The sequence below is a fragment of the Bacillus sp. B25(2016b) genome (genome assembly GCF_001679765.1).
Classification (GTDB): Bacteria; Bacillota; Bacilli; order Bacillales; family Bacillaceae_G; genus Bacillus_A; species Bacillus_A thuringiensis_K.
Window position 1 is genome coordinate 4,316,953 of the sequence record NZ_CP016285.1, and the last position, 26,969, is coordinate 4,343,921.

The following is a 26,969-nucleotide window of genomic DNA, read 5'->3' on the forward strand; positions in this document are numbered from 1 at the left end:
ATTGATTCATAAAAAAATATATAATGCTAGAAACTTAAAAACAGCGAAAGGCACTTTAATTATTGAAGGTCCTGTCTCTACACATAACTTAGAAATGTATGAGTTTCATCCAGACTTAATTGCGTTTCGTCCTGCCGAGCAACAATATAAAGCAATTGTCGAAATTTCTAAATTACCAGAAGCTCGACTCATTATTGCTAGACATGACCAGATGATTGTTGGATATGTTACATATTTATATCCTGATCCACTTGAACGATGGTCAGAAGGAAAAATAGAAAACTTAATTGAGCTTGGGGCAATTGAAGTAGTCCCAGCCTTCCGCGGGAGTTCTGTCGGAAAGAACTTACTAGAGGTTTCTATGATGGACGATTATATGGAAGATTACATTATATTGACGACTGAATATTATTGGCACTGGGATTTGAAACAAACAGGATTAAATGTTTGGGAATACCGAAAAGTAATGGAAAAGATGATGAATGCCGGCGGGTTACAATGGATGGCTACAGACGATCCTGAAATTTGTTCACATCCCGCCAACTGTTTAATGGTCCGCATCGGTAAACGCGTTGATACGGATTCTATTCAAGCTTTTGATCGTCTACGTTTTCACAATCGTTTTATGTATTAATAAAGGGGGCAACTGGAATGATTGTAGAAGAAATTATGAATCAAAATGTAGTTACACTACATCCAAACGATACAATCGAAACAGCAATCCGAACGATTCGCACGAAAGGCATTCGGCACATTCCAATTGTCGATCAAAATAATCACGTCGTAGGCATTATTTCTGATCGGGATGTAAGAGATGCAAGTCCGTCTATTCTAGATGAACAAGTTTCACTCGATATGCTACAGCAACCGCTTGAACTTATTATGAAACATCCTGTAATGACTTGCCACCCTCTCGATTTCGTTGAGGAAATTGCTACTTTATTTTTTGAAAATAAAATTGGCTGTCTTCCTGTTACAAAAGCTGGGAAGTTAGTTGGAATAATCTCAGAATCTACAGTACTGCACACGTTAGTAAAATTAACAGGAGCACATCAACCAAGTTCGCAAATTGAAATTCAAGTAAAAAATGAACCTGGTATTCTTGGAAAAGTCGTTGCTATTTTTAGTGATTTACAAATAAATATCGTGAGCGTTCTCGTCTACCCAGCAAAAGATGAGAATGATAAAGTACTCGTTTTCCGCATTCAAACGATGAATCCTCTAAAAGTGATTGATGCACTTGAAGCAGAAGGCTACCGCGTATTATGGCCAAACATCATGGGGATGCAAGCATGAGTAGCGCGTTTATTTATTCGGATGATTTTCTGGGCTATTCATTTAGCCCTGATCATCCTTTTAACCAACTGCGCGTCACACTTACGTATGATTTATTACAAAAGGGCGGTTTCATCTCTCCCTCTCAAATCATCTCACCACGGATGGCTACAGATGAAGAGATTGCCTACGTTCATACAGAGGAGTACATAAATGCGGTAAAACGTGCTGGAGAAGGAAAGTTAGAAAAATCAATTGCGATGACATATGGACTCGGAACAGAAGATACACCGATGTTCCCAAATATGCACGAAGCAAGCGCATTGCTCGTTGGCGGTACGTTAACAGCTGTCGATGCTGTTCTTTCCGGAAAAGTAAAACACGCACTTAATTTGGGCGGCGGCTTACATCACGGCTTTCGCGGCAAAGCATCTGGCTTTTGTATTTATAACGACAGTTCTATCGCAATGAAATATATTCAAAAGAAATACGGTTTACGCGTCTTATATATTGATACAGATGCTCATCACGGTGATGGCGTACAATGGTCGTTTTATGATGACCCTAACGTATGCACCATTTCACTGCATGAAACTGGTCGCTATTTATTCCCTGGAACTGGCGCTGTAAACGAACGTGGACAAGGTAATGGTTATAGTTATTCTTTTAACGTTCCACTCGATGCTTTTACAGAAGATGAATCGTTTTTAGAATCATATCGAACTGTTGTAAAAGAAGTTGCAGCGTACTTTAAACCGGATATTATTTTAACGCAAAATGGTGCTGACGCACATTACTACGACCCACTTACACATCTTTGTACGACAATGAATATTTACCGCGAAATACCGAAGCTCGCTCGCGAAATCGCTAACGAATATTGCGAAGGTCGCTGGATTGCTGTCGGCGGCGGTGGCTATGATCACTGGCGCGTCGTTCCAAGAGCTTGGGCACTCATTTGGCTCGAAATGAACAACATCCACAACATCTCAGGTTATCTCCCTCCAGAATGGATTGAAGCTTGGAAAGGACAAGCAGAAACAGAACTTCCCCTCACATGGGAAGATCCAGACAACATGTATAAACCTATCCCCCGTAAACCAGAAATTGAAGAAAAGAATGCATTAACTGTAGCGAAATCCCTTGAAATTATTCGGAATAATATGACAAAATCTTTATACTAAACGAAAAGGAGGCTCGTTTTTGAATAGCCTCCTTTTATTTAAAGCTTGCTATTATTGTCGTTTTCTGTCGGTAAGTCGATATATTTTAATAATCGCTGATATATTCCGAGTTGCGCCGATATATTTTGATAATCGCTGATATATTCCGAGTTGCGCCGATATATTCTAATAATCGCTGATATATTTTTATTTCATAACAGTCTGGCCCAACTTTTATGAGAAAAGGTCGTGATATTATGTGGACACAACAAATAATCAACACGAAACGCGGTACATTTGAACTCTTTACAAAAGGAAATGGCGAATCGCTTTGTATTACACATCACTATTCACAATTTAATGAAACTGGTGATTACTTTGCGGATGTTTTTACTGCTACGCATCGTGTATTTCTCATTAATTTACGAGATACTGGTCGCTCTGTAACCGCCCAGTCAGAAAACGAATTAAGCATGATTGAAACAATCCACGACTTAGAAGCCATACGAGAAGCATTACAACTTCCAACATGGCATTTCGCCGGTCATTCAACAGGTGGTATGCTTGGACTTTTATATGCAATTACCTATCCAAATTCCTTACAATCATTAGTACTCGTTGGAGCGGCAGCAAGCAACTACACCGAAACACCCTTTTGCATTTATCATCCAGAACATCCGCAGTTTCATTATATGCAAAAACTCATCGAAAACTTAAAAAACCCTCTCCTTACTAGTGAAGAACGGAAAGAGCTATCTACTAAGAGAACAAAATTATCATTATATAAACCGGAAAACTACAATTCTTATTTTTGTAAACCAATCCAAAAAACTATGTCCGCTAGCCGTATGAATGCTTTCACCAATGAATATCTTTCATTTGATTTAAGAAAGAATTTACCTTCCATCCAAACAAAGACCCTTATTATATGCGGAAGACACGATGTGCAGTGCCCGATTCAGTATTCTATCGATATGCATGAGGGCATACGTAATTCTATTTTTGTGACACTTGAAGAGAGTAATCATTATCCTTTTTTAGAAGAAGCTGCTCAGTTTACTTCTACTACTCAAACATTTTATAAATCATTACGCCAGTACCGTTATTATTAAGGAAAGCTCACAGCCTCTATGAGACTATGAGCTTTTTTCAAAAGAAGTATTTCAACTAGTAACAATTAAAAGAAGAACACACAAAACCACTAAACCTAAATCAATAAATACTGCCTTTTTATCTCCTTCTTTTAAACTTATTAGAAAACTAGAAACTATTTTAATTGCAAAAAAGACCATCATAAATAACCAACCAAAATGATCATTTGTATAATCTTCATCATAAAACATTTGTATTGCACCGATAATTAATAAGATAAGTATGATATTGGTTCCAATCTTTAAAGCCTTGTTTGATTTATTATCTTTTAATGTATCTCCCAAAATGTAGCACGCCCTCTCACACTCTCCTATGTTTTATCTCTCTTTATATTTTAACATAAATTACCTATTTTCCCCTTTTGATCACATAAAAAACCTGCCAAAACTTTGACAGGTTCCCTACACATTAAAACGATAACCAGCTCCCCATACCGTTTCAATGTATTGCGGGTGAGCAGGATCTCTTTCAATTTTTTCACGTAGTTTTCTAATGTGGACGACAACAGTGGCTAAATCACCAGCGGAATCTAATCCCCAAATGCGTTCAAATAACTGTTCTTTATTTAATACTTGGTTTGGATGCGTTACAAAGAATGTCAATAAATCAAATTCCTTCGTTGTAAACGCGATTTCTTCATTGTTTATAAAAACTTTCCTCGCTCGTTGATCAATAGAAATTCCGTGAATATATAGCGTATCACGTTGCTTACTCACATTTCCTAATAATCTTTCATAACGGGCAATATGTGCTTTTACTCTTGCGACTAATTCACTCGGGCTAAACGGTTTCGTTATATAATCATCCGCTCCTAATCCGAGTCCGCGAATTTTATCTATATCTTCTTTTTTTGCTGAAACAAGTAGAATCGGAATATCTTTTACAGCACGTATTTGTTTACAAATTTCGAATCCGTTCATTTTCGGAAGCATAATATCTAAAATAATTAAATCATAGTCTTCTTGCAGGGCTATTTGTAAACCTGTTTCTCCTGAATGCTCTACATCAACTTGGAAATCATTAATTTCTAAATAATCTCGCTGTAATTCTGCAATACTTACTTCATCTTCTATTAGTAAAATTCTTTTCAATTTACTCACCACATTCCTCTACTTTTTCCAATGAGAAGAAAATGCTTGTGCCTTTACCAAGCTCGCTTTCCGCCCAAATTTCCCCGCCATGTTCTTCAACAATTTGCTTCGCTATTGCTAAACCAAGTCCACTTCCACCTGTGCTAGAATTCCGCGATTGTTCTGCACGATAAAAACGTTCAAAGATATACGGCAATGTATCAGATTCTATACCTGATCCATTGTCCATCACTTTCACAATAACTTTATTATTATCACTCGATACTGTTACAGTAATTTTCTTCTCTTCTTTATCCATGTATTTCACACTATTATGAATTAAATTTGATATAACTCTATTGATCTTTTCGCAATCAGCCGTTACATATAGTGGTGATGCATGTAATTGTAAGTTAACTTCTATACCTTCTTTACTTAAATCCATTTGCATCTCTTCGATTAACTCTTGCATAAACATATTTAATTCAACCGTTTCAAACTGAAAGGGAACTCGATTCAAATCGAGCTTCGAAAACAAAAAGAGTTCATCAATTAGTGTGTCCATATGTTTTGCCTTCGTATGGATAGTTGTTAAATACTTATCCATTTTTTCTGGCGTATTTGCTACCCCGTCCTTTATTCCTTCTACATATCCGATAATTGATGTAATCGGTGTTTTTAAGTCATGAGAGATGTTTGAAATAAGCTCTTTTCTATTTTCTTCATACTGTGTTTGCATCTCTATCGATTCTTTTAATCTCTTCCTCATTTCCTCAAATCCTTGATTTAATTGCCCTATTTCATCGTGTGATGTAACTGGTATTTGAAAATCTAAATTTCCTTCTTTAATTTTCTCCGTTGCGCCTTTCAATACAAAAATTGGTTTTATTACACTTCTTGAAACGAGGTAACTTAATAATCCAATGAGTAAAATGGCTAGTAGTAAGAGAGATACGAATAAGATTGGAAATAATTTTTGTGTAAGATCTACAAATGAACTTTGCTTTTTTAGTACAAATATACTCCCTTCTTCTTTCTCTGGAAAATAAAAATCAAACTTTACATATCGATAAAATGTCTCGCCTAGTTCCGTTGTACCACGACTATTAATATTTGCCGCTTCAAATTTCGGAAGGGCTTCTTTTAAAGATACACTTTCAAATACGTTTGAAGCATATGAAAGTGTTTCTCCTTTTCTTACTACTATTTTCACACCCTCTTTTTCTATTGCTGAGACAAACGACTCATCTAACAATTGAGATTGATGCTGTTTAGCTGCTGACTTCAACTCAAGATAGGCATTCTCTTCTTCTGGTGTAAGTGGCTTTTGAATATAAGAACTTTTATAGAAATTTTTTACTGCTTCCAAGTCACCTGTTATCGAAAAAACGATTAAAAATCCCGCGACTAATATAAGCGTAATGGAAACGAGGATAACAGCAATATAAGAAAATAAAAACCTTGTTTTAATAGACATATCTTAAATCCTCACTTTATCAAACCTTATTATTTATAAGCATAAAAATATATGTTCAATTACTCAAGCAATTTTATAGTAATTTTAGCGTCAGTTTATAAAAATTTAATGTTCCTATTTTACAGTTGAAATTAGGAGGTTGAAATTCCATGTTCAAAAAAACATTCAGTATGATATGTTGCGTAATTTTTTTACAAGGATGCTCGCAAGAACAAGAAGTCAAAAAGGAGATGACAAACATGGAGACTGCACTACTAGCAGCTACTGAAAAAAATGAAACGAATACTGTTATATCTTTACTAAAACAAGGTGCAAATATAAATGCGACGGATAATCAAGGACGTACCCCTCTTATGATTGCTACATACAAAAATGATGTAAAAACCGCAAAAGCACTTATCGAAGCTGGTGCTGACGTAAATATCCAAGATGACATGAAAAACAATCCCTTTCTATACGCCGGTGCGGAAGGTTACTTAGACATTTTAAAACTAACAATTGATGCTGGTGCAGATCCTACGATTACAAATCTTTACGGCGGAACAGCTCTTATCCCAGCCTCAGAACATGGCTATATTGACGTTATAAAAGAACTCCTCACTCGAACAAATATTGATGTAAATCATGTAAATAACCTGGGATGGACAGCTTTAATGGAAGCCATCGTACTAAGTAACGGAAACGAAACACAGCAACAAGTCATTCGCCTTCTTATTGAGCACGGCGCAGATGTAACTATTCCAGACAACGATGGTGTTACCCCGCTAGAGCATGCTCGTGCTCATAACTTTGAAGAGATAGAGAAGATTTTGTTAGAAGGGAATAAGTAAAAAGCTATTTTTTGCCTTCCTCCCCCACCCTATGCTACATTTAACCCGTTACATTACTATTAATAGGGTGGGAATACACATGAACAAACCTAAAATTGGGATGATTGGACTTGGAAGTATTGCGCAAAAAGCCTACCTTCCAACACTTACAAAAGAAACAGATTGGAATTTTGTAGGGGCGTTTACACCTAACGCTGAGAAAAGAAAACAAGTTTGTCAGCAATACCGTATTCAAGACTTTCATTCTATTGAAATGTTAGCTTCGGAATGCGATGCAATCTTCGTTCATAGTTCAACTGCTTCACATTATGAAATCGTTTCTGAACTTCTGAAAAAGGGAATCGACGTTTATGTTGATAAGCCACTAGCAGCTACAGTGGAACAAGCTGAGCAACTAGTCGAGTTAAGCGAGAAGTATAACCGAAAATTAATGGTCGGATTTAATCGCAGATTCGTTCCTATGTATGTCGCTGCCAAAGAACAGGCTAATGATATTTCATGGATTCGAATTGAAAAGCATCGTACAAATAAAGTCGGGCCATATACGTACGACTTCACTATGTTAGATGATTATTTACACATTGTAGATACTGCTCGCTGGTTAGCTAATGATGACCTTAACGCCGTTCACAATATGATACAAATCAATGAAAAGAATGAACTTCTTTACGGACATCATACATATACAACTCCAAGTGGACTATTACTTTCTACTGCAATGCATCGCCATGCCGGTACTAATTTAGAACAAATTGAACTTGTAACGCCAGGGAAAATCATTCGCGTAAAAAATATGAATACATTTGAAATTGAACAGGAAAACTCAGTTTCACAAAGTGGTTCCCCATCATGGGATACGACGTTAAAACAACGTGGTTTTGAAGATGCTGTTCATCATTTTATTGAATGTGTACATGGAGATACAAAACCTGTTGTAGATGGATTAGAAGGATTAAAAACGCAGCAACTATTGCAATCTCTACTAGATAATGTAAGCAAAAATTAAAACGGATACATTTTTCAGAATTTACTTTCATTCCCATTCCCCCTTTATTTCTGTCACAAATTTCTATAGAATATGTTGATAGGAATTATAAATTTCATAATGAATCGTGGAAAGGATGGGATTAACACATGTGGAACGAGTTTAAAAAATTCGCCTTCAAAGGGAATGTAATCGATTTAGCTGTCGGGGTTGTAATCGGTGCTGCATTCGGTAAAATCGTTAGTTCTTTAGTAAAAGATATCATCACACCATTACTTGGTATGGTATTAGGTGGCGTTGACTTTACAGATTTAAAAATTACATTCGGTAAATCATCTATTATGTACGGTAACTTCATCCAAACTATTTTTGATTTCTTAATTATTGCAGCGGCTATCTTTATGTTCGTTAAAGTATTCAACAAACTAACATCTAAGAGAGAAGAAGAAAAAGAAGAGGCACTTCCGGAACCAACAAAAGAAGAAGAACTTCTTGGCGAAATTCGTGACTTATTAAAGCAACAAAATTCTTCTAAAGATAGAGCATAATTGAACGGATAAAAAGGCATGTCCCCAAGGGGACATGCCTTTTCTATATGCTATAACGTTTCCGAATTCATATGAATAAACAAAATAATACCAGCAACCATAAGTACCATAATGCTACCTGCAAATAGTGTAATACCAATAAACATTAAACTTTTGTTCATATCTACTGATACACTTTCAATAAAAATAGAAATTACATACGTGATAAGGGCAATTCCTGCAAGAATACTTCCTGGAACAAATCGCTTTAAACCATTTTGTTTTAACGTCATATATGCAAAAATAGCAGTCATACAAAGCGTAATTATCCAAAGAACGATCATCTCTTTTCCCCCCTCACAAGCCTTTTCTTTCTATTATACATGACATTGCCCTATAATAGTTATTTTTACACTTATGTGACATATAACAAGGAATCATACAATCTATAGAGAACTCTTCCAGGTAAGCTATATACTAGGGAGGATTTCAATTGGAAGATGATATTGTAGGATATTTTAAACGCACTTCACAAACATGCCTTGAACATAATTTACGAAGTCCTGAAGAACTTTTTGCATTTTGGAAAAGAAATTGTCCACTAGAAAAATATGGATATACCTCATGTAAATTGATATAATTACCATATACAAATATCCTTTGTAAGGGAGTGTTCATAATGATTTGGATTTCACTAATCGTATTAGCTTATTTCATCATTCTCGTCCCAATACAGTACAACTACATTAAAATGCTCAAAGAAAAACAGAAAAAAATGAATGTCTCACAAAACGAACTATATGACAATATGTCTTATGAAGAATCCCAAGTACATTACCATTATCAAAGTAACGTATTTACAATACCTGCTTCGCTTGTCGCAAGTATTATTTATAAAGTGAAACATGTAGCATAATATGTACGCTGTAAAATTATTGTTTGAGTCTGTTCATTCTAGTGAGCCTAATTCTACGAAAATTGATGGGCATTATGAAGAGAATCACAATACACTTTTTGAAGAAAGCATTATTCTTGTTAAAGCAAACAGTTTAGAGGATGCTCACGAACTTGGTAAAAAAATTGCTATGCAATCTGAAGATACGTACGATAATATGTACGATGAGCAAGTAACGTGGACGTTCCGAAAAGTGTTACATGTGTTTGAATTAGACGATACCCCCTTTAAAACTGGAAAAGAATTGTACGCAAGATTTTTACACGTTAAGAAAAATAAAGCGGTGGATACAGTCGTACAAAAATACTATCCTGAATCCGAATAAAAGCTCACAGCAAATGCTGTGAGCTTTTTTATACTTACTTGGTTGAATCTCTAAATTGGATACGGTGAGGTAAGATAACAGTGTGATCTTCCACTTTTTCTTTGTTCATATACTTTGTTAATAAACGCATTGCTACTGCACCGATATCATACATCGGTTGAACAACTGTTGAAAGCTGCGGACGAACCATTAATGCAAGACGTGTATTATCGAAACCAAGTACTTCTACGTCAGTTGGTACGTTTAATCCAGCGTCTTGTGCTGCATGGATTACACCTAGTGCCATTTCATCAGAAGACACGAAGATTGCTGTTGGCTTTTCATCATTGCTCCAAAGCTTTTCGAATGCTTCAATACCTGAATCATATGTGTAATCTCCATCGATTACAAGATTTTCATCATATGAAATACTTGCTTCTTCTAGAGCTTTTTTATAACCTTGTAACTTCTTCGCACTTCCTGCTTTATCAATGAAAGGACCAGAGACGAAACCGATACGCTTATGTCCTTGCTCAATAAAGTGCTTCATTGCATCATAAGCTGCTTGTGTATAATCAATATTTACTGATGGCGTTTCATTTTGCTCATCAAATGACGCTGCTAATACAATTGGTACTGGAGATTTTTTAAATTCTTCAATGTGAATGTCTGTAATATCTTCACCCATGAAAACAATTCCGTCCACTTGTTTTCCAAGCATCGTATTTAATAAATGGAACTCTTTCTCTTTGTTTTGATCAGAGTTACTTAAAATGATGTTATATTTGTACATTGTTGCGATATCTTCAATTCCACGTGCAAGTTCTGCATAAAACGTATTTGAGATATCAGGAATAATAACACCTACTGTAGTTGTCTTCTTACTTGCTAGTCCACGTGCTACCGCATTTGGGCGGTATCCTAAACGATCAATTGCTTCTAATACTTTCTTTCTTGTTGTAGGCTTTACATTTGGGTTACCGTTCACAACGCGTGATACGGTAGCCATTGAAACGTTTGCTTCGCGCGCTACATCATATATTGTTACGTTCATCTCATCGCACACTCCTTCTATTTTTGTTATCTATTTTTATGTATCGGTTACTTGAATGAAAAAAAGACATCAACTCTATTTGCAGATGCCACCAATCGTCCCGAGTTCTTCCTTTTACTAATGATACGATAAAAACGCAGGCTCATACAATATTTTCCCGCAAAAGTTTCGAAAAAATTCGCTTCTTTTCTCGTATTTTCGTATTTTTTATGAAAAAAGGGCATTTTTTGTAAAAAAATAGATGTTTCCTAAGTAGAAATCTTATTTTAAGCAGTACGATAGTAAATGAAATTTATATCGGCGATTTTTCGAATATATCGACTGTAACTCGAAATATATCAGCGATTTTCCAAATATATCGACCGCAACTCTAATTATATCAGCGATTTTTTAAATATATCAACTTACCAACAAAAATCGACAATGACAGTCGCTATCCAATAGGAGAAAGCTGTTCCAAAATGCCTTCTTGGAACAGCTCATTAAAAGTTTTTATAATTTACTTCCAAATGATTTTAATTCATTCATAAAATCATTGAACTGCGGTATATTCATTTGCTGCGCCGCATCTGATAAAGCTACAGCTGGATCTGGATGTACTTCAGCCATAATTGCGTCTGCACCAATTGCCATCGCTGCTTTTGCAGTTGGTAAGAGAAGGTCACGTCGCCCTGTAGAATGCGTTACATCGACAACGACAGGTAAATGTGTTTCTTTCTTTAAAATCGGCACAGCGGAAATATCAAGCGTATTACGCGTCGCTCTTTCATACGTGCGAATACCTCGTTCACATAAAATAATGTTTCCATTTCCCTTTGCCATAATATATTCTGCCGCATTAATGAATTCTTCAATCGTTGCTGATAGACCACGTTTTAATAATACTGGTTTATTTACAGCACCAGCTGCCCTGAGCAAATCAAAGTTTTGCATATTGCGAGCGCCAATTTGAATAACATCAACGTAATCTAATGACATCTCAATATCATTCGGATTTAAAATTTCACTAATAACAGCCAATTCATATTCATCTGCTACCTGGCGCAAAATTTGTAATCCCTCTAATCCAAGACCTTGAAAATCATACGGTGAAGTACGTGGTTTGAACGCACCACCACGCATTAATTTCAGACCTTGCTCTTTCATTGCTTCAGCAACTTGACGTACTTGTTCATAACTTTCCACTGCACACGGTCCCATAATAAAATGCTGATTTCCGTCACCAATTTTTTCACCATTAATTTCAACAATTGTATCTTCTGTTTTTTTCTTACGAGAAACAAGTAATGCTTTACGATGATCATCTTCTTGTAACTCTAAACCAGCTTGAAAAATTTGTTTGAAAATATGTTGTAAAGTCGAAGTTTCAAATGGACCATTATTATTCTCTGCAATTAAATCCAGCATATTTCTTTCACGTACAGGATCAAAACGTTTCACACCTTGTATTTCTTTTAAATTACCAACTTCTTGTACGAGACGACCTCTTTCGTTTAGTAACTCTAATATTTGTAAATTAAGTTGATCAATCTCAGAACGTAAACGACCTAATTGTTGTGATGCCATAAGAAAGCCACCTCTTTCAAATTCCTATATATTACTTTTTTAAGATAACTTATTATAGCTGATACATATACGATTGTCACACGATATACAGCAATGAATTACTATCAAAAAACATTGTATATTTTTATTTAAAATAAAAAAAAGACAGTTTACATACTGTCTTTTTTACAAGAAGGAAACAAACGGTTTATCACTGTTTTTCTCTTTTATAATAACGGCCTCAATTTTACTCTCGGACTTAATCTGTAATTGTACTTTCGCATCTTTAGGCAATTTGTCTAACATGCCTTGAGCAGCCAATTGGGTAAAAGCCATTAATTCTGTTTTACCGTTATATTTAATAACAATATTCATATTTAATGTATCCATTTGATCTTTCTTATAAGAAACTTTAGCGTTGACTGGAATAAAATCTCCATTAGAAAAACCTTTTATTTCCTTAGCAAAGTTATTTATTTTTGTATTATCTTCTCCATGTGCTTGTGTAAATTCATCAGAAGGATATGAATACGACTTTTCATCAATTGTACTCCAATTTCCAAGGTTCGTATCATTCTTTTGAACAGTAGCACTAGCAATATACGTACCATTTTTTAAAGAACTAGTACTTTCTTGCTTAAAGATAGCAAACGTAATTGGAGATTTGTTATACTTATCATTTTTGTTAATAGCTTCAATAAGTTGTTTAGCAACTTCAGACCCTTTAGACATAGCTTCTTCATTCGATACACTTGAAGACATAGCTAAGCCAATCATAACACCAGATAAACTTAATTCATTTGAATTCTGTTTTCCAAAATAGTCTTGTTCTATAATATTCGTCAAAACTGGCGCTTCTACTTTCGCAACTAGTTCATCAACTAGTTTCTCTGGAATATACTGATTTAATTGCAGTACGTGACTCTCTGTATCAAATTGTTGCGTTGCAATATTTATTAAACCATTTTCATACTCTGCTAAATCTAATTTAGAATTTGTTTTTATATTAGCTGTATTAATAACCTTTTGTTCTTTTAAAGGAATAACAGTTCTATAATAATCTTTAGAAACAGCAGTTCTCGGAATCATACTTTTTTCTTTTGTATCTTTTTGTATAACTTCATCCTTCTTACTAATCGTATTACTATCGTTACTACAAGCTCCCAGTAATAAACTTACGACCGCGAAGGATAATGCCATTTTCTTCATTACTTAAAACCTACTTTCAACAATCTAGTTATTTAATTTGAACTAATAACAGTGTACCATTAAATATATTTCAACAAAAACAAAAAAAAGAAGCAAGCACCTTTAGCTTGCTTCTTTTTACTTAATATTCTCTTCTAAAGCGTCTTTTTTAATGTTCCAATGAGACGTATTCCATACTACGATCCCATCTTTTATGTATAACACTTGCGGAGATTCATGTTTAATGCTGTACTGTTCTGCAACACGATTCGACACATCTCTCGCGTCTTGTACGTATAAGTAATACGCTGGTACCGCTCTTTCTTCACTGCAATACGCTTGAAATTCTGTGTATGCACCGTGACTAATCGGGCATGTCGTACTATGTTTAAAAAGAACATACGGCTCATTCTTTTCTACTAAGACTTCAAGCTCTTCAATTGTTTCAAGTTTTGTCATATTCATCACGATTCACCTCTCATACGAAATCTAGAGCGCTTCTCTTTCTTTTCAGCTTTTTTCTCAATTCTTTCTAATTTACGCTCTTCTTTTTCAACCTTCTTCTCTTGTCTCGACGCACGGTAATGATTGTATACTTCAATCGCCGCACTGCTCCACTGTACAACTTGCGCTACTTTATCAGCGTTATTTTCAATTTCATCCGTTACAGAGTCTGATACATTACGAAGCTTCGTATTTAAAGATTGGATTGTCGTTCCAATCCCATCTACACCCGCTACCACTTTATTTAATGACTGTGACTTCTGTTGAATATCATCAGCTAACGCATTCGTCTTATGTAATAATTGCTCTGTCTCTACGCTAATTCCTTGCATTTGTTTTTCTAAACCTTCTAACGTGCTTGCAACGTTTTCTAACGTCTTCTGAACCGATAACAACGTTCTGCATACATACACTACTAATACTGCGAAAGCAACCGCGATAATAGCCGCACTTACATATAAAAGAACTTGCATTTCATCACTTCCTTTATCTTTTTCATACTTTCCCCTATTATACAATCATTTTCCGTTTCATTCTAATCCCTATCTCATCATTAGAATTTTCATACTTATTCGTTAACTGTAACATAAATCATTCAACAAATTCCACTAAGTAGGTTACAATAGGAGAGGATACATAATTAGTAGGGAGGCTTTACATATGAAAGATCCACGTATTGAAAAGTTAGCATACAATTTAATTAACTACTCTATCCGCTTACAAAAAGGTGAAAAAGTATTAATTGAAAACTTTGGCTTACAAAAAGAACTTGTAACTGCACTTGTAAAAGAAGCATATGCAGCTGGTGGTTTCCCATTCGTCTCTTTAAAAGATCATCAAGTAGATCGCTCTTTATTAATGGGTGCTACTGAAGAACATTTCGAACAAATCGCTGCATATGAAGCAAGCGTAATGAAAGACATGGACGCTTATATCGGCCTTCGCTCTGGCGATAATATTAATGAACAAGCTGACGTTCCAAGTGAGCGTATGAAAGTTCATGGCCAAACAGTTGGTAAAAAAGTTCATAGAGACATTCGCGTTCCGAAAACGCGCTGGGTTGTTCTTCGCTACCCAAATGCTTCTATGGCACAGCTTGCTAAAATGAGTACAGAAGCTTTCGAAGACTTCTACTTCGAAGTTTGTAACTTAGACTACGGTAAAATGGATAAGGCGATGGATAGCCTTGTTACATTAATGAATAAAACAGATAAAGTTCGTTTAACTGGTCCCGGAACTGACTTAACATTCTCTATTAAAGACATTCCAGCAATTAAATGCTCAGGTCATTTAAACATTCCAGACGGTGAAGTATACTCTGCACCAGTTCGTGATTCTGTTAACGGTACAGTTTCTTACAACACACCATCTCCTTACAACGGTTATACATTTGAAAATGTACAACTTAAGTTTGAGAATGGTCAAATCGTTGAAGCAACTGCAAACGATACAGAGCGCATTAACAAAATCTTCGATACAGACGAAGGCGCACGCTACGTTGGTGAGTTCGCAATCGGCGTAAACCCATACATCTTACATCCAATGGGAGACATCCTATTCGATGAAAAAATCGATGGCAGCTTCCACTTCACTCCTGGACAAGCTTACGACGATGCATGGAACGGCAACAACTCGAACATTCACTGGGATTTAGTATGCATCCAGCGCCCTGAATACGGCGGTGGCGAAATTTACTTCGACGACGTACTAATCCGTAAAGACGGACGCTTCGTTGTACCTGAATTAGAAGCTTTAAACCCAGAGAACTTAAAATAATAATAAAAACGCTCGGAATTTTCTCCGAGCTTTTTTTTATTTCTTCTCTACCATTTCTATTTTCACATGTGGATTTTCTTTCTCGATAAGCGCCAAAAATTCATTCATATTTTGCGGCATCGCAACCATATGTACTTTGTATGCATTCGTCGTAATTTCAAGGTATTTCCCAACTTGACGAATGATTCTTATCTCTTTCAATACGATATCTTCATTTAAAATGCCGTACTTTAATACACCATTTTCTACTTTATGTTTTTTAATAAATACTTCCCAAACGAGTGGTACATTTACAAGGAAGCATAAACCCATCCCAATCAACGCTGACATCCAATGCGCTCTATTAGTGAAAAACATGACAATTGGATATATACACATAAAAGCTAACGTAAGACAAACGAAAATGACTACTGACTTACTTCTTTGAATTGGAAAGTTCATACCTACACCCCCTAATCCAAATTATACCACTATTTCCATTTTGGTTCATAGAAAAAGGCCATTTCTAAATGACCTTTTACACAATGTACCTATAAAATTTCTTATCTACTTGTAGCACCGGAAAGTTTTTCGGCAACTCATCTATACTCACACTTTGAAAACCATTCTTTTCATAAAAACGATGTGCCGCTAAAAATTTTACTGTTGTTCCTAAATAAATATCTTTCAACTTTTTATCCTCAGCCCATGAAATTGCTGTTTGAAGCAACATATATGACGCGCCCCATTCTTTTCCGCGAAACTCTTTCTTCACGAACATTTTTCTTAGCGCTACTTGATGATTCTCAATATCTAATAAAGCTACTGTTCCAACTACTTTACCATCATAAAGTGCTACCCAAAAGTTTCCGTGATCCTTTTGATAGAACGTTTTTATTTCAAGTAAATCAGGTTGCTCTTCTTTCGTAATGGGAACATTATACTCTTTTTGCTGAATATGAACGATAAGATCTACTATTTCCTCTTGAAACGTACCTTCATATGGAACAATACGAATCTTCTCGTTCATCGAATCTCTTTCCATTCTGAAGCTAGTAAACTATATACAGCGATATCATGAAAATGATCATATAGCCATTCTTCATCTCGTAAAATACCATCTAACTTAAATCCTAAACGCTCTGGAATTGCGCGACTCTTCGCATTTCCAACACCGCAACGAATTTCAATTTTATTCAGCTTTAAATTTTCAAATGCATAGTGAAGTACAGCCTTTACGCTACGCGTCATAATACCTTTCCCGCCAGCATCTTCTGCAAGATAATACCCAAGACTCGTCGCTTTCTTCCCCCAGCTCACTGGATGAATACCTACCATCCCAACGAGCTTTCCTTTGTAACGTATGCCACTTTCAAAACCATCTCCCTCTGCAAACTTCTTTAACCACATCGGAAAAATCTCATCATAAGCATCAGCAGATTTTGTCCCATCTACCCAAGGGAGCCATTTCCGTAAATGATTACGGTTTTGATCTAATAATTGATATAATTCCTCTTTATGATGTTTTTCTAATAATTGTAGTTCGATTTCGTCATCTACTCGGAGTGTGAACATGTTTTTTAGTCCCCTTTTTAGTTTTCTTATTATTCTAACACTTACATTTCAAAACGCGTACCAATATATCAACGATTTTTGAAATATATCGAACACAACTCCATATATATCGACGTTTCAACATTAATACACAACCACGACAACAAAAAAAGACGCACAGCCAAGCTATGCGTCTTTCCTATTACTTCTCTGCAACTTGAACTTCTTTTACATAAGCTGCTTCGAATTTTTGGATGTCACCTGCGCCCATGAAAATTAGAACGCCGTTTTTATGTTTCTTTAATACATCCGTTGTTGTATCTGTAATTAGTTCTGCACCGTCAATACGCTTTTGCAGATCTTCAATTGTTAATTCACCTTTGTTTTCACGTGCTGATCCGAAAATATCACATAAATATACTTGGTCAGCTTTGCTTAGGCTTTCTGCGAACTCATCTAAGAACTTTTCTGTACGTGAGAATGTGTGTGGCTGGAATACAGCGACAATTTCACGCTCTGGATGTTTTTGACGAGCAGCTTCAATCGTTGCATTAATCTCTGTCGGATGGTGTGCATAGTCATCGATGATTACTTGCTCTCCCATCGGCTTTTCATTAAAACGACGTTTTACGCCTTCAAAAGTTGTTAATTGATGTTTTACTGCTTCTACATCAACATTTTCATAATGGCAAAGCGCGATTACTGCTAACGCATTTAATACGCTGTGATTGCCGTATCCTGTAATTTTGAACGTATCATAGTACGTGTTACGAACGAATACATCGAATATCGTGCCATCTGTTCTCTTTTGGATGTTGCGTGCTTGGAAATCATTATCTTCTCCAAATCCATAGAAAATAACAGGTACTTTCGCTTGAATTTTTTGAAGTTCTTCATCATCTCCACATGCAATAATGCCTTTTTTCACTTGCAATGCCATCTCTTGGAATGCACTGAATACATCATTGATGTCTGCAAAATAATCTGGATGATCAAAATCAATATTCGTCATAATTGCATAGTCTGGATTATAAGACAAGAAATGACGACGATACTCACAAGCTTCAAATACAAAATACTTACTATTTTCTACCCCATGCCCTGTTCCATCTCCAATAAGGTAAGATGTAGGGTGTGCACCTTGCATTACATGGGCTAACAAACCAGTTGTTGATGTTTTTCCATGTGCACCAGTTACAGCAACACTTGTGTATTGGTTCATCAGGTCACCTAAGAAATGATGGTAACGATGGACTGGGATGTTTAATTCTTTTGCTGCTACGATTTCTTCATGCGTATCAGGAAATGCATTTCCTGCAATAATCACTTGTCCTTCTTCTACATTATTCTTATCAAAAGGAAGGATCGAGATACTACGCTTTTCCAACGCTGTTTGTGTAAAGAAACGCTTTTCATAATCAGACCCTTGAACAGTATGCTTCATATCATGAAGAATTTGCGCTAATGAACTCATTCCTGTTCCTTTAATTCCTACAAAATGGTAAACTGTCATCTTAAAGAACCTCCAACATTTCGAACTAATACAACGGCCTATCTATAAGACAGTATATGAATCTTTTCTTATTTTGGTAATCATCATACATTTTTGATGTAGTGAAGTTATTCTTTCCCTTCACTTATCAGGATAAACTCGTACGTACTTCTTTATATGTCTATAACAAGTCCATTATAGCAAAAAAGAAGCCGCTATACTATGATAACAGAAAAACTGATAGGGTCAATCACCTATCAGTTTTTCTCTCTTTTACATCTCTTCTCTTTTTTCTAATTGAACACGCTCTAAACGTGGGTTTGGACGATATTTACGACCAGCTTTCGCTTCTGGTTTTCCATTTAATTCTACGTTATCACCAGTAAAGCCAATATTCATTTTTAATAAGCTACTTCCTACCCCGTATATGTCAACAGGTACGTTTTGAGCTTCAAATTCACGAATACGCTTCTCATCAAATCCACCAGTTACAACGATGTCTACATGCTGGAATCCTTCTTCATCAAGTGCTTTACGAAGTGCGAATACAAGCGATGGGTTTACACCACGTGGATCGAATGTTCCAAGTACTTCTGGGTGGCGAATGAAGTATTGATCAATCATCGTGCGGGACGTATCTACACGTACACCTTTTAATGTTGATCCAAATTCACGCGCTACGCGAAGTGCATCTGTAATGACATCATTGTTGTAATCAATTAATACAACTAATTCATCTTCTGGGAATTTCTTATGATATGCTTTTGCAGCTTCTACAACATCACCATTAAACATTTGAATTAATGCGTGAGGCATCGTCCCCATACCACTTTTGCCCCACCATTCATTCATCGCATGCGTCGCTTGTGCGCTCATACCTCCGATGTATGCTGCATAACCGTCACCAGCTTGTTGTGTATAATGATCGTCACGATCTCCCATGAAAATAACTGGTTTTTCTTTATCTACGCTACGCGCAGCTTGGACAACGTTATATACGTTTGTCGCAACCGATGTACGACGAGCTAAAATCCCATCAATGACACCTTCTAAAAATCCGAAATTTTCATAAGGACCATGAATTGTTAACACTGTTTCAAATGGACTAATTTTATCGCCATCTTTTAAAGAGTTAATTTCAAGTTCCTCAGGATTTTTAGCGAATGTTTGTAGCAATGCAATTACTTCATCCGTTCCGCAAAGAACTGCATTTTCCTTTTGGAAAAATTGCATCGTTACAACACTTTTCGGGCGAAATTCTTCGATGATTTCTCTAGTTTTTAAAAAGTAAACGGCAGAGAACCAACCTTCTCCAACACGTTCGTCAAATTTAAATGTTTTATTTGTTAGTCTATTTATTTCACCTTTTAATTTTAATTCAATTTCTTTCATGTCGCTTTACTCCCTACTTTACTATCCAACATTTTCTCTTAGTATACAGCAAAACCTTTTACTATACATTTGTTTCCTGCATAGCGGCAAATTCATCCTCAGAAATAAGGACATCTCTCGGTTTCGTTCCTCTACCTTCAGAAATAATCCCTTGCGATTCCATCTCTTCAATGAGACGTGCCGCGCGATTATAACCGATGCGGAATTTTCGCTGTACAGAAGATGTGGACGCTCCCCCTTGTTCTACAACAAATTGACATGCATCAAGGAACAATTCGTCTTCTGACTCAGCTTGTTCTGTTTTCGCTAATAAATCCTCTTGCTTAAATAAGTAATTCGGCTTCATTTGCTTTTTCACATGATCAACTGTTTTTTCAATCTCATCATCCGATACATATACACCTTGTACACGAACTGGCTTAGATGTACCGTTCCCTAAGAATAACATATCACCACGGCCAAGTAATTTCTCCGCGCCCCCAATATCAATAATCGTACGCGAATCAACTTGAGATGATACAGTAAACGCAATACGCGTTGGAATGTTTGACTTAATTAAACCTGTAATAACATCTACAGATGGACGCTGCGTCGCTACTAATAAATGAATACCACAAGCACGTGCTTTTTGCGCAATGCGACAAATCGCTTCCTCAACATCACCAGGTGCTACCATCATTAAATCGGCTAACTCGTCAATGACAATAACGATATAAGGTAATGTCTCTCCTGGAATTTCTCGCTCACTTACAATCGTATTGTAGCGAGTTAAATCACGAGCACCTGCGTGTGCAAACAATTCATAACGGCGTTCCATTTCCTCAACTGCCCATTTTAATGCAGCTGTTGCTGCTTTTACATCCGTAATAACAGGTGCTACAAGATGCGGAACAGAATTGTATGGTGCAAGCTCAACCATCTTCGGATCGATTAACATTAACTTCACTTCATGTGGTTTCGCTTTATATAAAATGCTCGTTAAAATGGCGTTAATACACACACTTTTACCAGAACCGGTTGCACCCGCAATAAGTCCATGTGGCATTTTTCGAATATCCGTTACAATTGGATCCCCTGAAATATCAAGTCCAAGCGCAACAGTAAGCGGTGATTCACTCTTTGTGAATACAGGACTTCTTAAAATTTCGCGAAGAAATACCGGCTTACTTTCTTTATTTGGAACTTCAATTCCAATTGCACTCTTCCCTGGAATCGGCGCTTCAATACGAATATCTTTCGCAGCTAAACTTAACTTAATATCATCACTTAAGTTTGTAATTTTATTTACTTTCACACCTGGGTCTGGCTGTACTTCAAAACGAGTTACCGCTGGCCCTTGCGATACATTAATAACATGTGCTCCAACGTGAAAATTATTAAACGTTGTATCTAATAATTCTTTCTGCTCCTCTAACCATTCTGTATTATCTAACGCTGATTGCTGTGGAATCGACAACAGCGCTAATGGTGGAACAGTATATGTCGGTGGTGTATGCAATACATTTCGCATATCGTTCTCTCTTTGATTTACAACATATGCTTTCTCTTGTACTTCCGTACTTGAAATTGGCTTTTGTACTTGCTCTACCACTACTTGCTGTATTGGTTGTTCTTCCATTTGTGGCTCTGCTACTACTTGCTGCACTGGTTGCTCTTCCACTTGTGGTTCTGCTACCTCTTGTTGCACTGGGCGTTCTTCCATTTGTGGCTCTGCTACTACTTGCTGCACTGGGCGTTCTTCCACTTGTGGTTCTGCTACCTCTTGTTGTACTGGCTTATTCTCTACTCGTACATTAGCAGAAGGCTGCATTGCATTTGCTCTAGCTGCATGTCTTTCCATTAATCGTGTTCTATCTTGTTTCAACATAACAACATTAAATGGTACATGACGCTTTTTCTCACGTTTTGGTTCTTCTTTTTGTACAACTGGTTGTTCTTCTACGACCGGTGTTTCCTCGGCAGTTGGCTGTTCTTCTGCAATCCGTACTTCCTCTGCAACTGGCTGCTCTTCTACGACCGGTGCTTCTTCTGCAACTGGTTGTTCTTCTACGACCGGTGCTTCCTCGGCAACTGGTTGTTCTTCTACGACCAGTGCTTCTTCTACAACTGGTTGTTCTTCTGCAATTAAAACATCCGCAAAGCTTTGAACATCTTTCTTCGTTTGTTCATCAGCCTCAGCAACATGTATGAATTCATTCTTTTGTTCAATTGCTTCATCTTCTTGCTGAATGTCCTCAAGTGCTACAAATGTCTCTACTACAGGCGCGTTTATTTCTGCAATCACTTCTACTTCTTCTGACTCTTCTGCTTCCGCAATTACTTCCACTTCTTCTGACTCTTCTGCTTCTGTAATTACTTCAGCTTCTTCTGACTCTTCTGCTTCCGCAATTACTTCTACTTCTTCTGTTTCTTCTGCTTCTGCTTCCGCAATTACTTCTACTTCTTCTGTTTCTTCTGCTTCCGCTTCCGCAATTACTTCCACTTCCTCTGTTTCTTCCGTTTCCGCAATTACTTCCACTTCTTCTGTTTCTTCTGCTTCTGCTTCCGCAATTACTTCCACTTCTTCTGACTCTTCTGTTTCTGTAATTACTTCAGCTTCTTCTGACTCTTCTGTTTCCGCAATTACTTCCACTTCTTCAGGTGCCTCTGTTTCCATAACTACTTCTTCAAACTCTTCCGTTTCTGCAATTACTTCTACTTTTGACACTTCTTCTGGTATTTCCACAATGATTGTTTCTTCAAGTTTTTCTTCTGCTTTGACAATCACTGATTCTTCTGGAGCTTGCTTTTCTACTTCAATAGTAGGTTGTTTTATTTCTGTATTACGTTTAATTTCTTCTGATAATATTGTATCCTCGTGCTCTACTTTAGAAGCTACTAATTCTTCTTGTAGATTGTTTTCGTTTAACACCACTACATCTTTTTCTAGCTTAGCACTTTCCATCTGCTCAGCTACTGTTTTATGAAGTAATTCATCCGCTGAAACTTCCTGCGGTGTACTCATTTCTTGAATCACTTCTTTTTCTTCTACTAAAGGCACTTGGCGTTCAATTTCATAACCGTTTTTCTCTAGCCATTGATCAACTACTGACTTTTCTTCCTTTTTATTCTCTTCATATTGTTGCTCTCCATGCTGGTTAGCAGCTCTATGACTAGAAGAAGTTGGTGCTTGTCCTTCCGAGAAATCAGATAATGTATATCCTTTTTTCTCTAACCATGCATCAACGACTGATTTACCCTCTACAGATATTTCAAGGTCTTCTCTTTCCTTTACTTCCTCCTGCTTTTCTTTCTTTTTCTCTACTGAAGGACGATTATATCCATAAATTGGCGAAATCATTTCTGTTGGACGAAATGGTCTACGGTTACTCTCTTGCGAAGGTACAGATGCCTTTTTAACGACAGACTCCCGCACCGGTTCATATTGCACTTCCGGCTCTTCATATGTAGAAACTACCTTTTCCACATACGGTCGTCTGCTTCTTTCCACCTTTATTCCTCTTTGGGCAGTCGATTCTTCATATGTTACTCCTTGAACAGGTTGTTCTTCGAAGCGATTTACTTCGCTTTCATCCTCTTCATCGAACCCATTATCCGGTACTAAAGGAAAACGGCATTTACCTGCATTCCTACTTGCCATTTGTGCTTCTCTTGCTTCAGTGTAGTGGTTTACACGAGGAATTTTCGGCTGACTTTCAATTTGCTTTGGTACTTCTTTATTCATCGCTGTTTGTTCTTCCTCTTTGTTAAACAGCTTTTTCATCCAATCTAACATGCTTACCACTCTTTCTACTAAATAGTAACATCCTTTATTGTATCAGCATTCGGCAAAAAGTGCAGGTAAAATTAAGCATGTCATATTTATCCACAATATTCTAATTTACGAGTGTTTCATATAGAAAAACGCAGCCTTTCATGTAAGACTGCGCTTAAGCTTTACTCTTCCGATATACATCTATACTATCCGTTACACTTTGCAATAAAGAATTTACATACTGCGGGTCAGATAATTTTTTATCTTCTTCATGGTTTGACATAAACCCAAGTTCTAATAACACACCAGGAACCTTTGCCCAATTAAATCCAGAAAGATCATCCCGAAATTTAATTCCATTTACTTTTACTTGCTGGTTCTCCCTCATTTTATTTACAATCATTTGAGAGATTTGAAGACTTTCCGCATAAATCTCTCTCGTATACGGACTTCCTTCTGCCGGCGTCAATACAGAAAATACACTTTGGTTTGGATTTTCAGAACCATCTGCATGAAGACGTAAAAATAAATTAGCCTTATGATTATTTGCGAATGTCGCCCGTTCTTTATTACTTATATCAACGTCTTGTGATGTTCTCGTCATTAATACTTGTATCCCTTTTGCTTCAAGCTTTTCTTTTAATAAAAAAGCCATTTCTAATACAAGTACAGCCTCTCTCTTTTTCGTCACAACACCTGTTGTACCGTCTGTCACTTTATATTTTTGCGTTGTTGCCCCTGGTCCAATCGGCTCTAAGTTTAAATTCGCTTTTTGTTGATGCCCTGGATCAATAACGACGAGAAACTTCTCTTGTTTTTCATTACTCTCTACTTTTTGTTCATTATTTTGCACTGGTTGCTCAGTTGGCTGTACTGGCGTAGTTTCTTCTTTCTTTTCCTCAGATGATACTTCCTCTTGCTTATGTTCTACTTGCTCATTCGTTTGAATTGCTTGTGACTCTTCATTCTTTTCTTGTTCTTGCTGCTTTTCTACCGGTGCGTCTTCTTTGGTATCTTTGTTTTTCTCTTGTATAGAAGATGTAGTTTCTTTTTTCGGCTGCTCTTGTGAACAACCGGCCATATATATTCCAATGAATGCAATCATGCTCATTATTTTTATATACTTCATACTTCTCTCCCATCACTTTGCACCGGATTCAAAGTTTTTCTTATAATTGCCCTATAATCTCATCCATATTTCCAATATAAACTGGCTGCCATTTTTCTGTACCACGTTCTGCAGTATAAACCGGATAAGCGTCATCATCTATATTTACGAAAACTGGATCGCCCATATCCGTTTCATATCCAATTGTAATCCATCCTTCTTGCCACTTTCCGTTTTCTTCACTTATTAATGAATTTTTATGTTTATCATATCGATAACCGATTTGTCCTTTTTCTAATTCACTTTCACTAAACACATATATTTCATAAGTACCTAGCTCAACATCTTGCTGTTTTGAAGTTTCAATTCGTTTTAGAAGTTCTGCGATTTTTAGTTGTTGTTTCATACGTCTATCCCCTTCTATTTTTCTAAATTTTAACTAGTTTGTTTATAAAATACAATATAGATTTTAAGAAAAAAGGTGACATCCTTATCATATTAACGATTTTTTAAATATATCTATCACAACTCTCAATATATCAACGATTCAACACGAATTTCGATTTACCGACAAAGAACGCAAAAAAAGAGAGGTTGTGGTCATCTCCCTGTCAAGTAGACAGTAATAAAAAGAGTATTATGCCACGGCCTTTTCCCGATATTCTATCGGGGAAAGGCCGTGAAGTTTTTCTTGGAATCTTTCTGTATTATAAAATTGAATATATTCTTGAATTGCTCGGTAGGCCATTTCATATGTTTTTGGGCACACTAAATACAACTTCTCTGTTTTTAAATGTGAGAAGAATGATTCGATACACGCATTATCAAAACAGTTTCCACGTCTAGAATGACTACCGACAAATCCTAATTTCTCTAACTGTTTTGCGTAGGATTTAGATGTATATTGAAACCCTTGATCTGAATGGAAAAGGGGCTTAGTAGTTAATGACTTCCCTTCTAATTGACGTAATGTAGTTAAAACCAAATCTAAATCATTTCTTGAAGATAGCTTCCAGGCAACAATTTCATTGTTGTATAAATCTAACACAGCTGACAAATAGGCAAATTGTTCTCCGATTCGTACATAAGTAATATCTGTTACGAATTTTTGATTTTGCTTTTCAGCTTGAAACTCTCGATTCAAATGATTTTTAAATACCACAGATGTTTTTCTTCCATAAAACGGACGTTTTTTTCGAATGATAGATTGAATACCCAGCTCTCTCATAAGACGACGAACACGTTTATGATTCATTACCATTCCTTCTCGAGCCAAAGCACGAGTCATACGTTTATACCCATAGTAAGGGTGCTGACGATGAATAGATAAAATATGTTCTTTATGCCACATATCCCTTTTCTGACGTAAACGCTGCACGTTATGATATTTCCGCCATTTATAGTAGCCAGCCTTAGAAACCTCCGCGATTTGAAGCAACCATCGGAGTGGATAGGCTTGGCGTAATGAATCGATAAGAGAAAATCGTTCTTTCTTTAGGACCATTCCTTCCCGTGTAGATTTGGATTGCGCTTTTTTAAATACTCAACCTGTGCCTTCAAATAAGCATTTTCTTCTTCTAGACTATTAAAATTCTTTCGATTCCAGACACCACGTTGATCATCAAAGGACTCCCCTTGTTGCGCACGTTTTACCCACTCAATAATCTGGGCATCGCTCTTCACACCGAGTTGTTCACGAATTTCTCGCAATGATTTTCTCTCTTCTAATCGAAGACGAACTGCTTCTCGCTTTAGTTCTTCTGTATATTTTTGAAATGATTGTCCTTTTCTTGCCATAAAAAAATCCCCTCCAGATAAAACAGTATTGAGTCCATCATATCAGATGGACTCTTTTTTTACTGTCTACCTATAGGGGATAATACCA

At 36.5% G+C, this 26,969-nt stretch carries 29 protein-coding genes; 11 read left to right on the top strand and 18 right to left on the bottom strand.

Going from position 1 to position 26,969, the window contains the following annotated elements:
• The first annotated feature begins 1 nt into the window (after position 1).
• The 4 genes from acuA (at position 2) to BAQ53_RS22100 (ending at position 3,550) form a co-directional block, all read left to right on the top strand.
• Positions 2–634 (top strand): acetoin utilization protein acetyltransferase AcuA, encoded by a 633-nt coding sequence (acuA, locus tag BAQ53_RS22085; RefSeq protein WP_208906240.1) that lies wholly within the window; start codon positions 2–4, stop codon positions 632–634.
• A gap of 17 nt (positions 635–651) precedes the next feature.
• Positions 652–1,296, top strand: coding sequence for an acetoin utilization AcuB family protein (locus tag BAQ53_RS22090; RefSeq protein WP_000634583.1), 645 nt, complete (start codon positions 652–654; stop codon positions 1,294–1,296).
• A complete protein-coding gene (acuC, locus tag BAQ53_RS22095) occupies positions 1,293–2,459 on the top strand; it encodes an acetoin utilization protein AcuC (RefSeq protein WP_208906241.1) in 1,167 nt (388 codons plus the stop codon). Before BAQ53_RS22090 ends, acuC begins: the two co-directional genes overlap by 4 nt.
• Before the next feature lie 215 nt (positions 2,460–2,674).
• A complete protein-coding gene (locus BAQ53_RS22100) occupies positions 2,675–3,550 on the top strand; it encodes an alpha/beta fold hydrolase (protein WP_208906242.1) in 876 nt (291 codons plus the stop codon).
• Positions 3,551–3,601: 51 nt separating this feature from the next.
• Here BAQ53_RS22100 and BAQ53_RS22105 read toward each other — a convergent pair whose 3' ends face one another.
• From BAQ53_RS22105 to BAQ53_RS22115, 3 genes are all read right to left on the bottom strand, one after another.
• Positions 3,602–3,874: a hypothetical protein gene (locus BAQ53_RS22105; RefSeq protein WP_000502923.1), complete on the bottom strand. Its 273-nt coding sequence runs from the start codon at positions 3,872–3,874 to the stop codon at positions 3,602–3,604.
• 117 nt (positions 3,875–3,991) lie between these two features.
• Positions 3,992–4,681, bottom strand: a complete 690-nt coding sequence (locus tag BAQ53_RS22110) for a response regulator transcription factor (RefSeq protein ID WP_131251256.1) — start codon at positions 4,679–4,681, stop codon at positions 3,992–3,994.
• A 1-nt stretch (position 4,682) separates the two neighbouring features.
• On the bottom strand, positions 4,683–6,137 hold the full coding sequence (locus BAQ53_RS22115) for a sensor histidine kinase (protein WP_208906243.1): 1,455 nt from the start codon (positions 6,135–6,137) through the stop codon (positions 4,683–4,685).
• A gap of 149 nt (positions 6,138–6,286) precedes the next feature.
• Here BAQ53_RS22115 and BAQ53_RS22120 point away from each other — a divergent pair, with 149 nt between their 5' ends.
• The 3 genes from BAQ53_RS22120 to mscL all read left to right on the top strand — a co-directional run bounded on the left by BAQ53_RS22120 (position 6,287) and on the right by mscL (position 8,500).
• A complete protein-coding gene (locus tag BAQ53_RS22120) occupies positions 6,287–6,967 on the top strand; it encodes an ankyrin repeat domain-containing protein (RefSeq protein ID WP_000475117.1) in 681 nt (226 codons plus the stop codon).
• Between the two features lie 79 nt (positions 6,968–7,046).
• Positions 7,047–7,973 (top strand): Gfo/Idh/MocA family protein, encoded by a 927-nt coding sequence (locus BAQ53_RS22125; RefSeq protein WP_208906244.1) that lies wholly within the window; start codon positions 7,047–7,049, stop codon positions 7,971–7,973.
• Positions 7,974–8,101: 128 nt separating this feature from the next.
• A complete protein-coding gene (mscL, locus tag BAQ53_RS22130) occupies positions 8,102–8,500 on the top strand; it encodes a large-conductance mechanosensitive channel protein MscL (protein ID WP_000266999.1) in 399 nt (132 codons plus the stop codon).
• Positions 8,501–8,550: 50 nt separating this feature from the next.
• Here mscL and BAQ53_RS22135 read toward each other — a convergent pair whose 3' ends face one another.
• Positions 8,551–8,823, bottom strand: coding sequence for a DUF3917 domain-containing protein (locus BAQ53_RS22135; protein ID WP_208906245.1), 273 nt, complete (start codon positions 8,821–8,823; stop codon positions 8,551–8,553).
• A gap of 149 nt (positions 8,824–8,972) precedes the next feature.
• Between BAQ53_RS22135 and BAQ53_RS22140 the strand changes: the two genes are divergently transcribed.
• From BAQ53_RS22140 to BAQ53_RS22150, 3 genes are read left to right on the top strand one after another with little or no spacing between them, the layout of a single operon-like run.
• Entirely contained in the window at positions 8,973–9,119 is a 147-nt protein-coding gene (locus BAQ53_RS22140; RefSeq protein WP_208906246.1) for a hypothetical protein, read from the top strand.
• A gap of 39 nt (positions 9,120–9,158) precedes the next feature.
• Positions 9,159–9,395 carry a DUF3949 domain-containing protein gene (locus BAQ53_RS22145; protein ID WP_208906247.1) on the top strand — a complete coding sequence of 79 codons (237 nt, stop codon included), beginning with the start codon at positions 9,159–9,161 and terminating at the stop codon, positions 9,393–9,395.
• 1 nt (position 9,396) lies between these two features.
• Entirely contained in the window at positions 9,397–9,759 is a 363-nt protein-coding gene (locus tag BAQ53_RS22150; protein ID WP_003302999.1) for a DUF4288 domain-containing protein, read from the top strand.
• A gap of 34 nt (positions 9,760–9,793) precedes the next feature.
• Here the strand turns inward: BAQ53_RS22150 and ccpA are convergent, their stop codons facing one another.
• The 5 genes from ccpA to BAQ53_RS22175 form a co-directional block, all read right to left on the bottom strand.
• Positions 9,794–10,792, bottom strand: coding sequence for a catabolite control protein A (gene ccpA, locus BAQ53_RS22155; RefSeq protein ID WP_001103300.1), 999 nt, complete (start codon positions 10,790–10,792; stop codon positions 9,794–9,796).
• Between the two features lie 492 nt (positions 10,793–11,284).
• On the bottom strand, positions 11,285–12,358 hold the full coding sequence (locus BAQ53_RS22160) for a bifunctional 3-deoxy-7-phosphoheptulonate synthase/chorismate mutase (protein ID WP_208906248.1): 1,074 nt from the start codon (positions 12,356–12,358) through the stop codon (positions 11,285–11,287).
• 165 nt (positions 12,359–12,523) lie between these two features.
• Positions 12,524–13,546: a CamS family sex pheromone protein gene (locus tag BAQ53_RS22165; RefSeq protein WP_000737999.1), complete on the bottom strand. Its 1,023-nt coding sequence runs from the start codon at positions 13,544–13,546 to the stop codon at positions 12,524–12,526.
• Positions 13,547–13,663: 117 nt separating this feature from the next.
• Positions 13,664–13,990, bottom strand: a complete 327-nt coding sequence (gene ytxJ, locus BAQ53_RS22170; RefSeq protein ID WP_001057465.1) for a bacillithiol system redox-active protein YtxJ — start codon at positions 13,988–13,990, stop codon at positions 13,664–13,666.
• Positions 13,990–14,502: a DUF948 domain-containing protein gene (locus BAQ53_RS22175; RefSeq protein WP_001197720.1), complete on the bottom strand. Its 513-nt coding sequence runs from the start codon at positions 14,500–14,502 to the stop codon at positions 13,990–13,992. The genes ytxJ and BAQ53_RS22175 overlap by 1 nt, the downstream gene beginning before the upstream one ends.
• A gap of 187 nt (positions 14,503–14,689) precedes the next feature.
• On the opposite strand from BAQ53_RS22175, the gene BAQ53_RS22180 reads away from it, so the two are divergent.
• The gene (locus BAQ53_RS22180; protein ID WP_000654731.1) at positions 14,690–15,805 is read left to right on the top strand and encodes an aminopeptidase; all 1,116 of its coding nucleotides are present in this window, start codon (positions 14,690–14,692) and stop codon (positions 15,803–15,805) included.
• 36 nt (positions 15,806–15,841) lie between these two features.
• Here the strand turns inward: BAQ53_RS22180 and BAQ53_RS22185 are convergent, their stop codons facing one another.
• The 9 genes from BAQ53_RS22185 to BAQ53_RS22225 all read right to left on the bottom strand — a co-directional run bounded on the left by BAQ53_RS22185 (position 15,842) and on the right by BAQ53_RS22225 (position 26,881).
• Positions 15,842–16,246, bottom strand: coding sequence for a PH domain-containing protein (locus BAQ53_RS22185; RefSeq protein ID WP_208906249.1), 405 nt, complete (start codon positions 16,244–16,246; stop codon positions 15,842–15,844).
• 76 nt (positions 16,247–16,322) lie between these two features.
• Positions 16,323–16,814 carry a GNAT family N-acetyltransferase gene (locus tag BAQ53_RS22190; protein WP_208906250.1) on the bottom strand — a complete coding sequence of 164 codons (492 nt, stop codon included), beginning with the start codon at positions 16,812–16,814 and terminating at the stop codon, positions 16,323–16,325.
• Entirely contained in the window at positions 16,811–17,359 is a 549-nt protein-coding gene (locus BAQ53_RS22195; protein WP_000494681.1) for a GNAT family N-acetyltransferase, read from the bottom strand. The genes BAQ53_RS22190 and BAQ53_RS22195 overlap by 4 nt, the downstream gene beginning before the upstream one ends.
• 181 nt (positions 17,360–17,540) lie before the next feature.
• Positions 17,541–18,851 carry a UDP-N-acetylmuramate--L-alanine ligase gene (murC, locus tag BAQ53_RS22200; protein ID WP_000219467.1) on the bottom strand — a complete coding sequence of 437 codons (1,311 nt, stop codon included), beginning with the start codon at positions 18,849–18,851 and terminating at the stop codon, positions 17,541–17,543.
• 252 nt (positions 18,852–19,103) lie between these two features.
• A complete protein-coding gene (locus tag BAQ53_RS22205; protein WP_000658370.1) occupies positions 19,104–20,222 on the bottom strand; it encodes a nicotinate phosphoribosyltransferase in 1,119 nt (372 codons plus the stop codon).
• 61 nt (positions 20,223–20,283) lie between these two features.
• Positions 20,284–23,997, bottom strand: coding sequence for a DNA translocase FtsK (locus BAQ53_RS22210; protein ID WP_208906251.1), 3,714 nt, complete (start codon positions 23,995–23,997; stop codon positions 20,284–20,286).
• Positions 23,998–24,151: 154 nt separating this feature from the next.
• Positions 24,152–25,105 carry an N-acetylmuramoyl-L-alanine amidase gene (locus BAQ53_RS22215; RefSeq protein WP_208906252.1) on the bottom strand — a complete coding sequence of 318 codons (954 nt, stop codon included), beginning with the start codon at positions 25,103–25,105 and terminating at the stop codon, positions 24,152–24,154.
• Positions 25,106–25,145: 40 nt separating this feature from the next.
• Positions 25,146–25,490, bottom strand: coding sequence for a hypothetical protein (locus BAQ53_RS22220; RefSeq protein ID WP_000813291.1), 345 nt, complete (start codon positions 25,488–25,490; stop codon positions 25,146–25,148).
• Between the two features lie 231 nt (positions 25,491–25,721).
• A protein-coding gene (locus BAQ53_RS22225; protein WP_087874946.1) for an IS3-like element ISBth8 family transposase occupies positions 25,722–26,881 on the bottom strand; the annotation gives its coding sequence in 2 pieces (ribosomal slippage) (positions 25,722–26,623 and positions 26,623–26,881; 1,161 coding nt in all).
• Positions 26,882–26,969 lie beyond the last annotated feature (88 nt).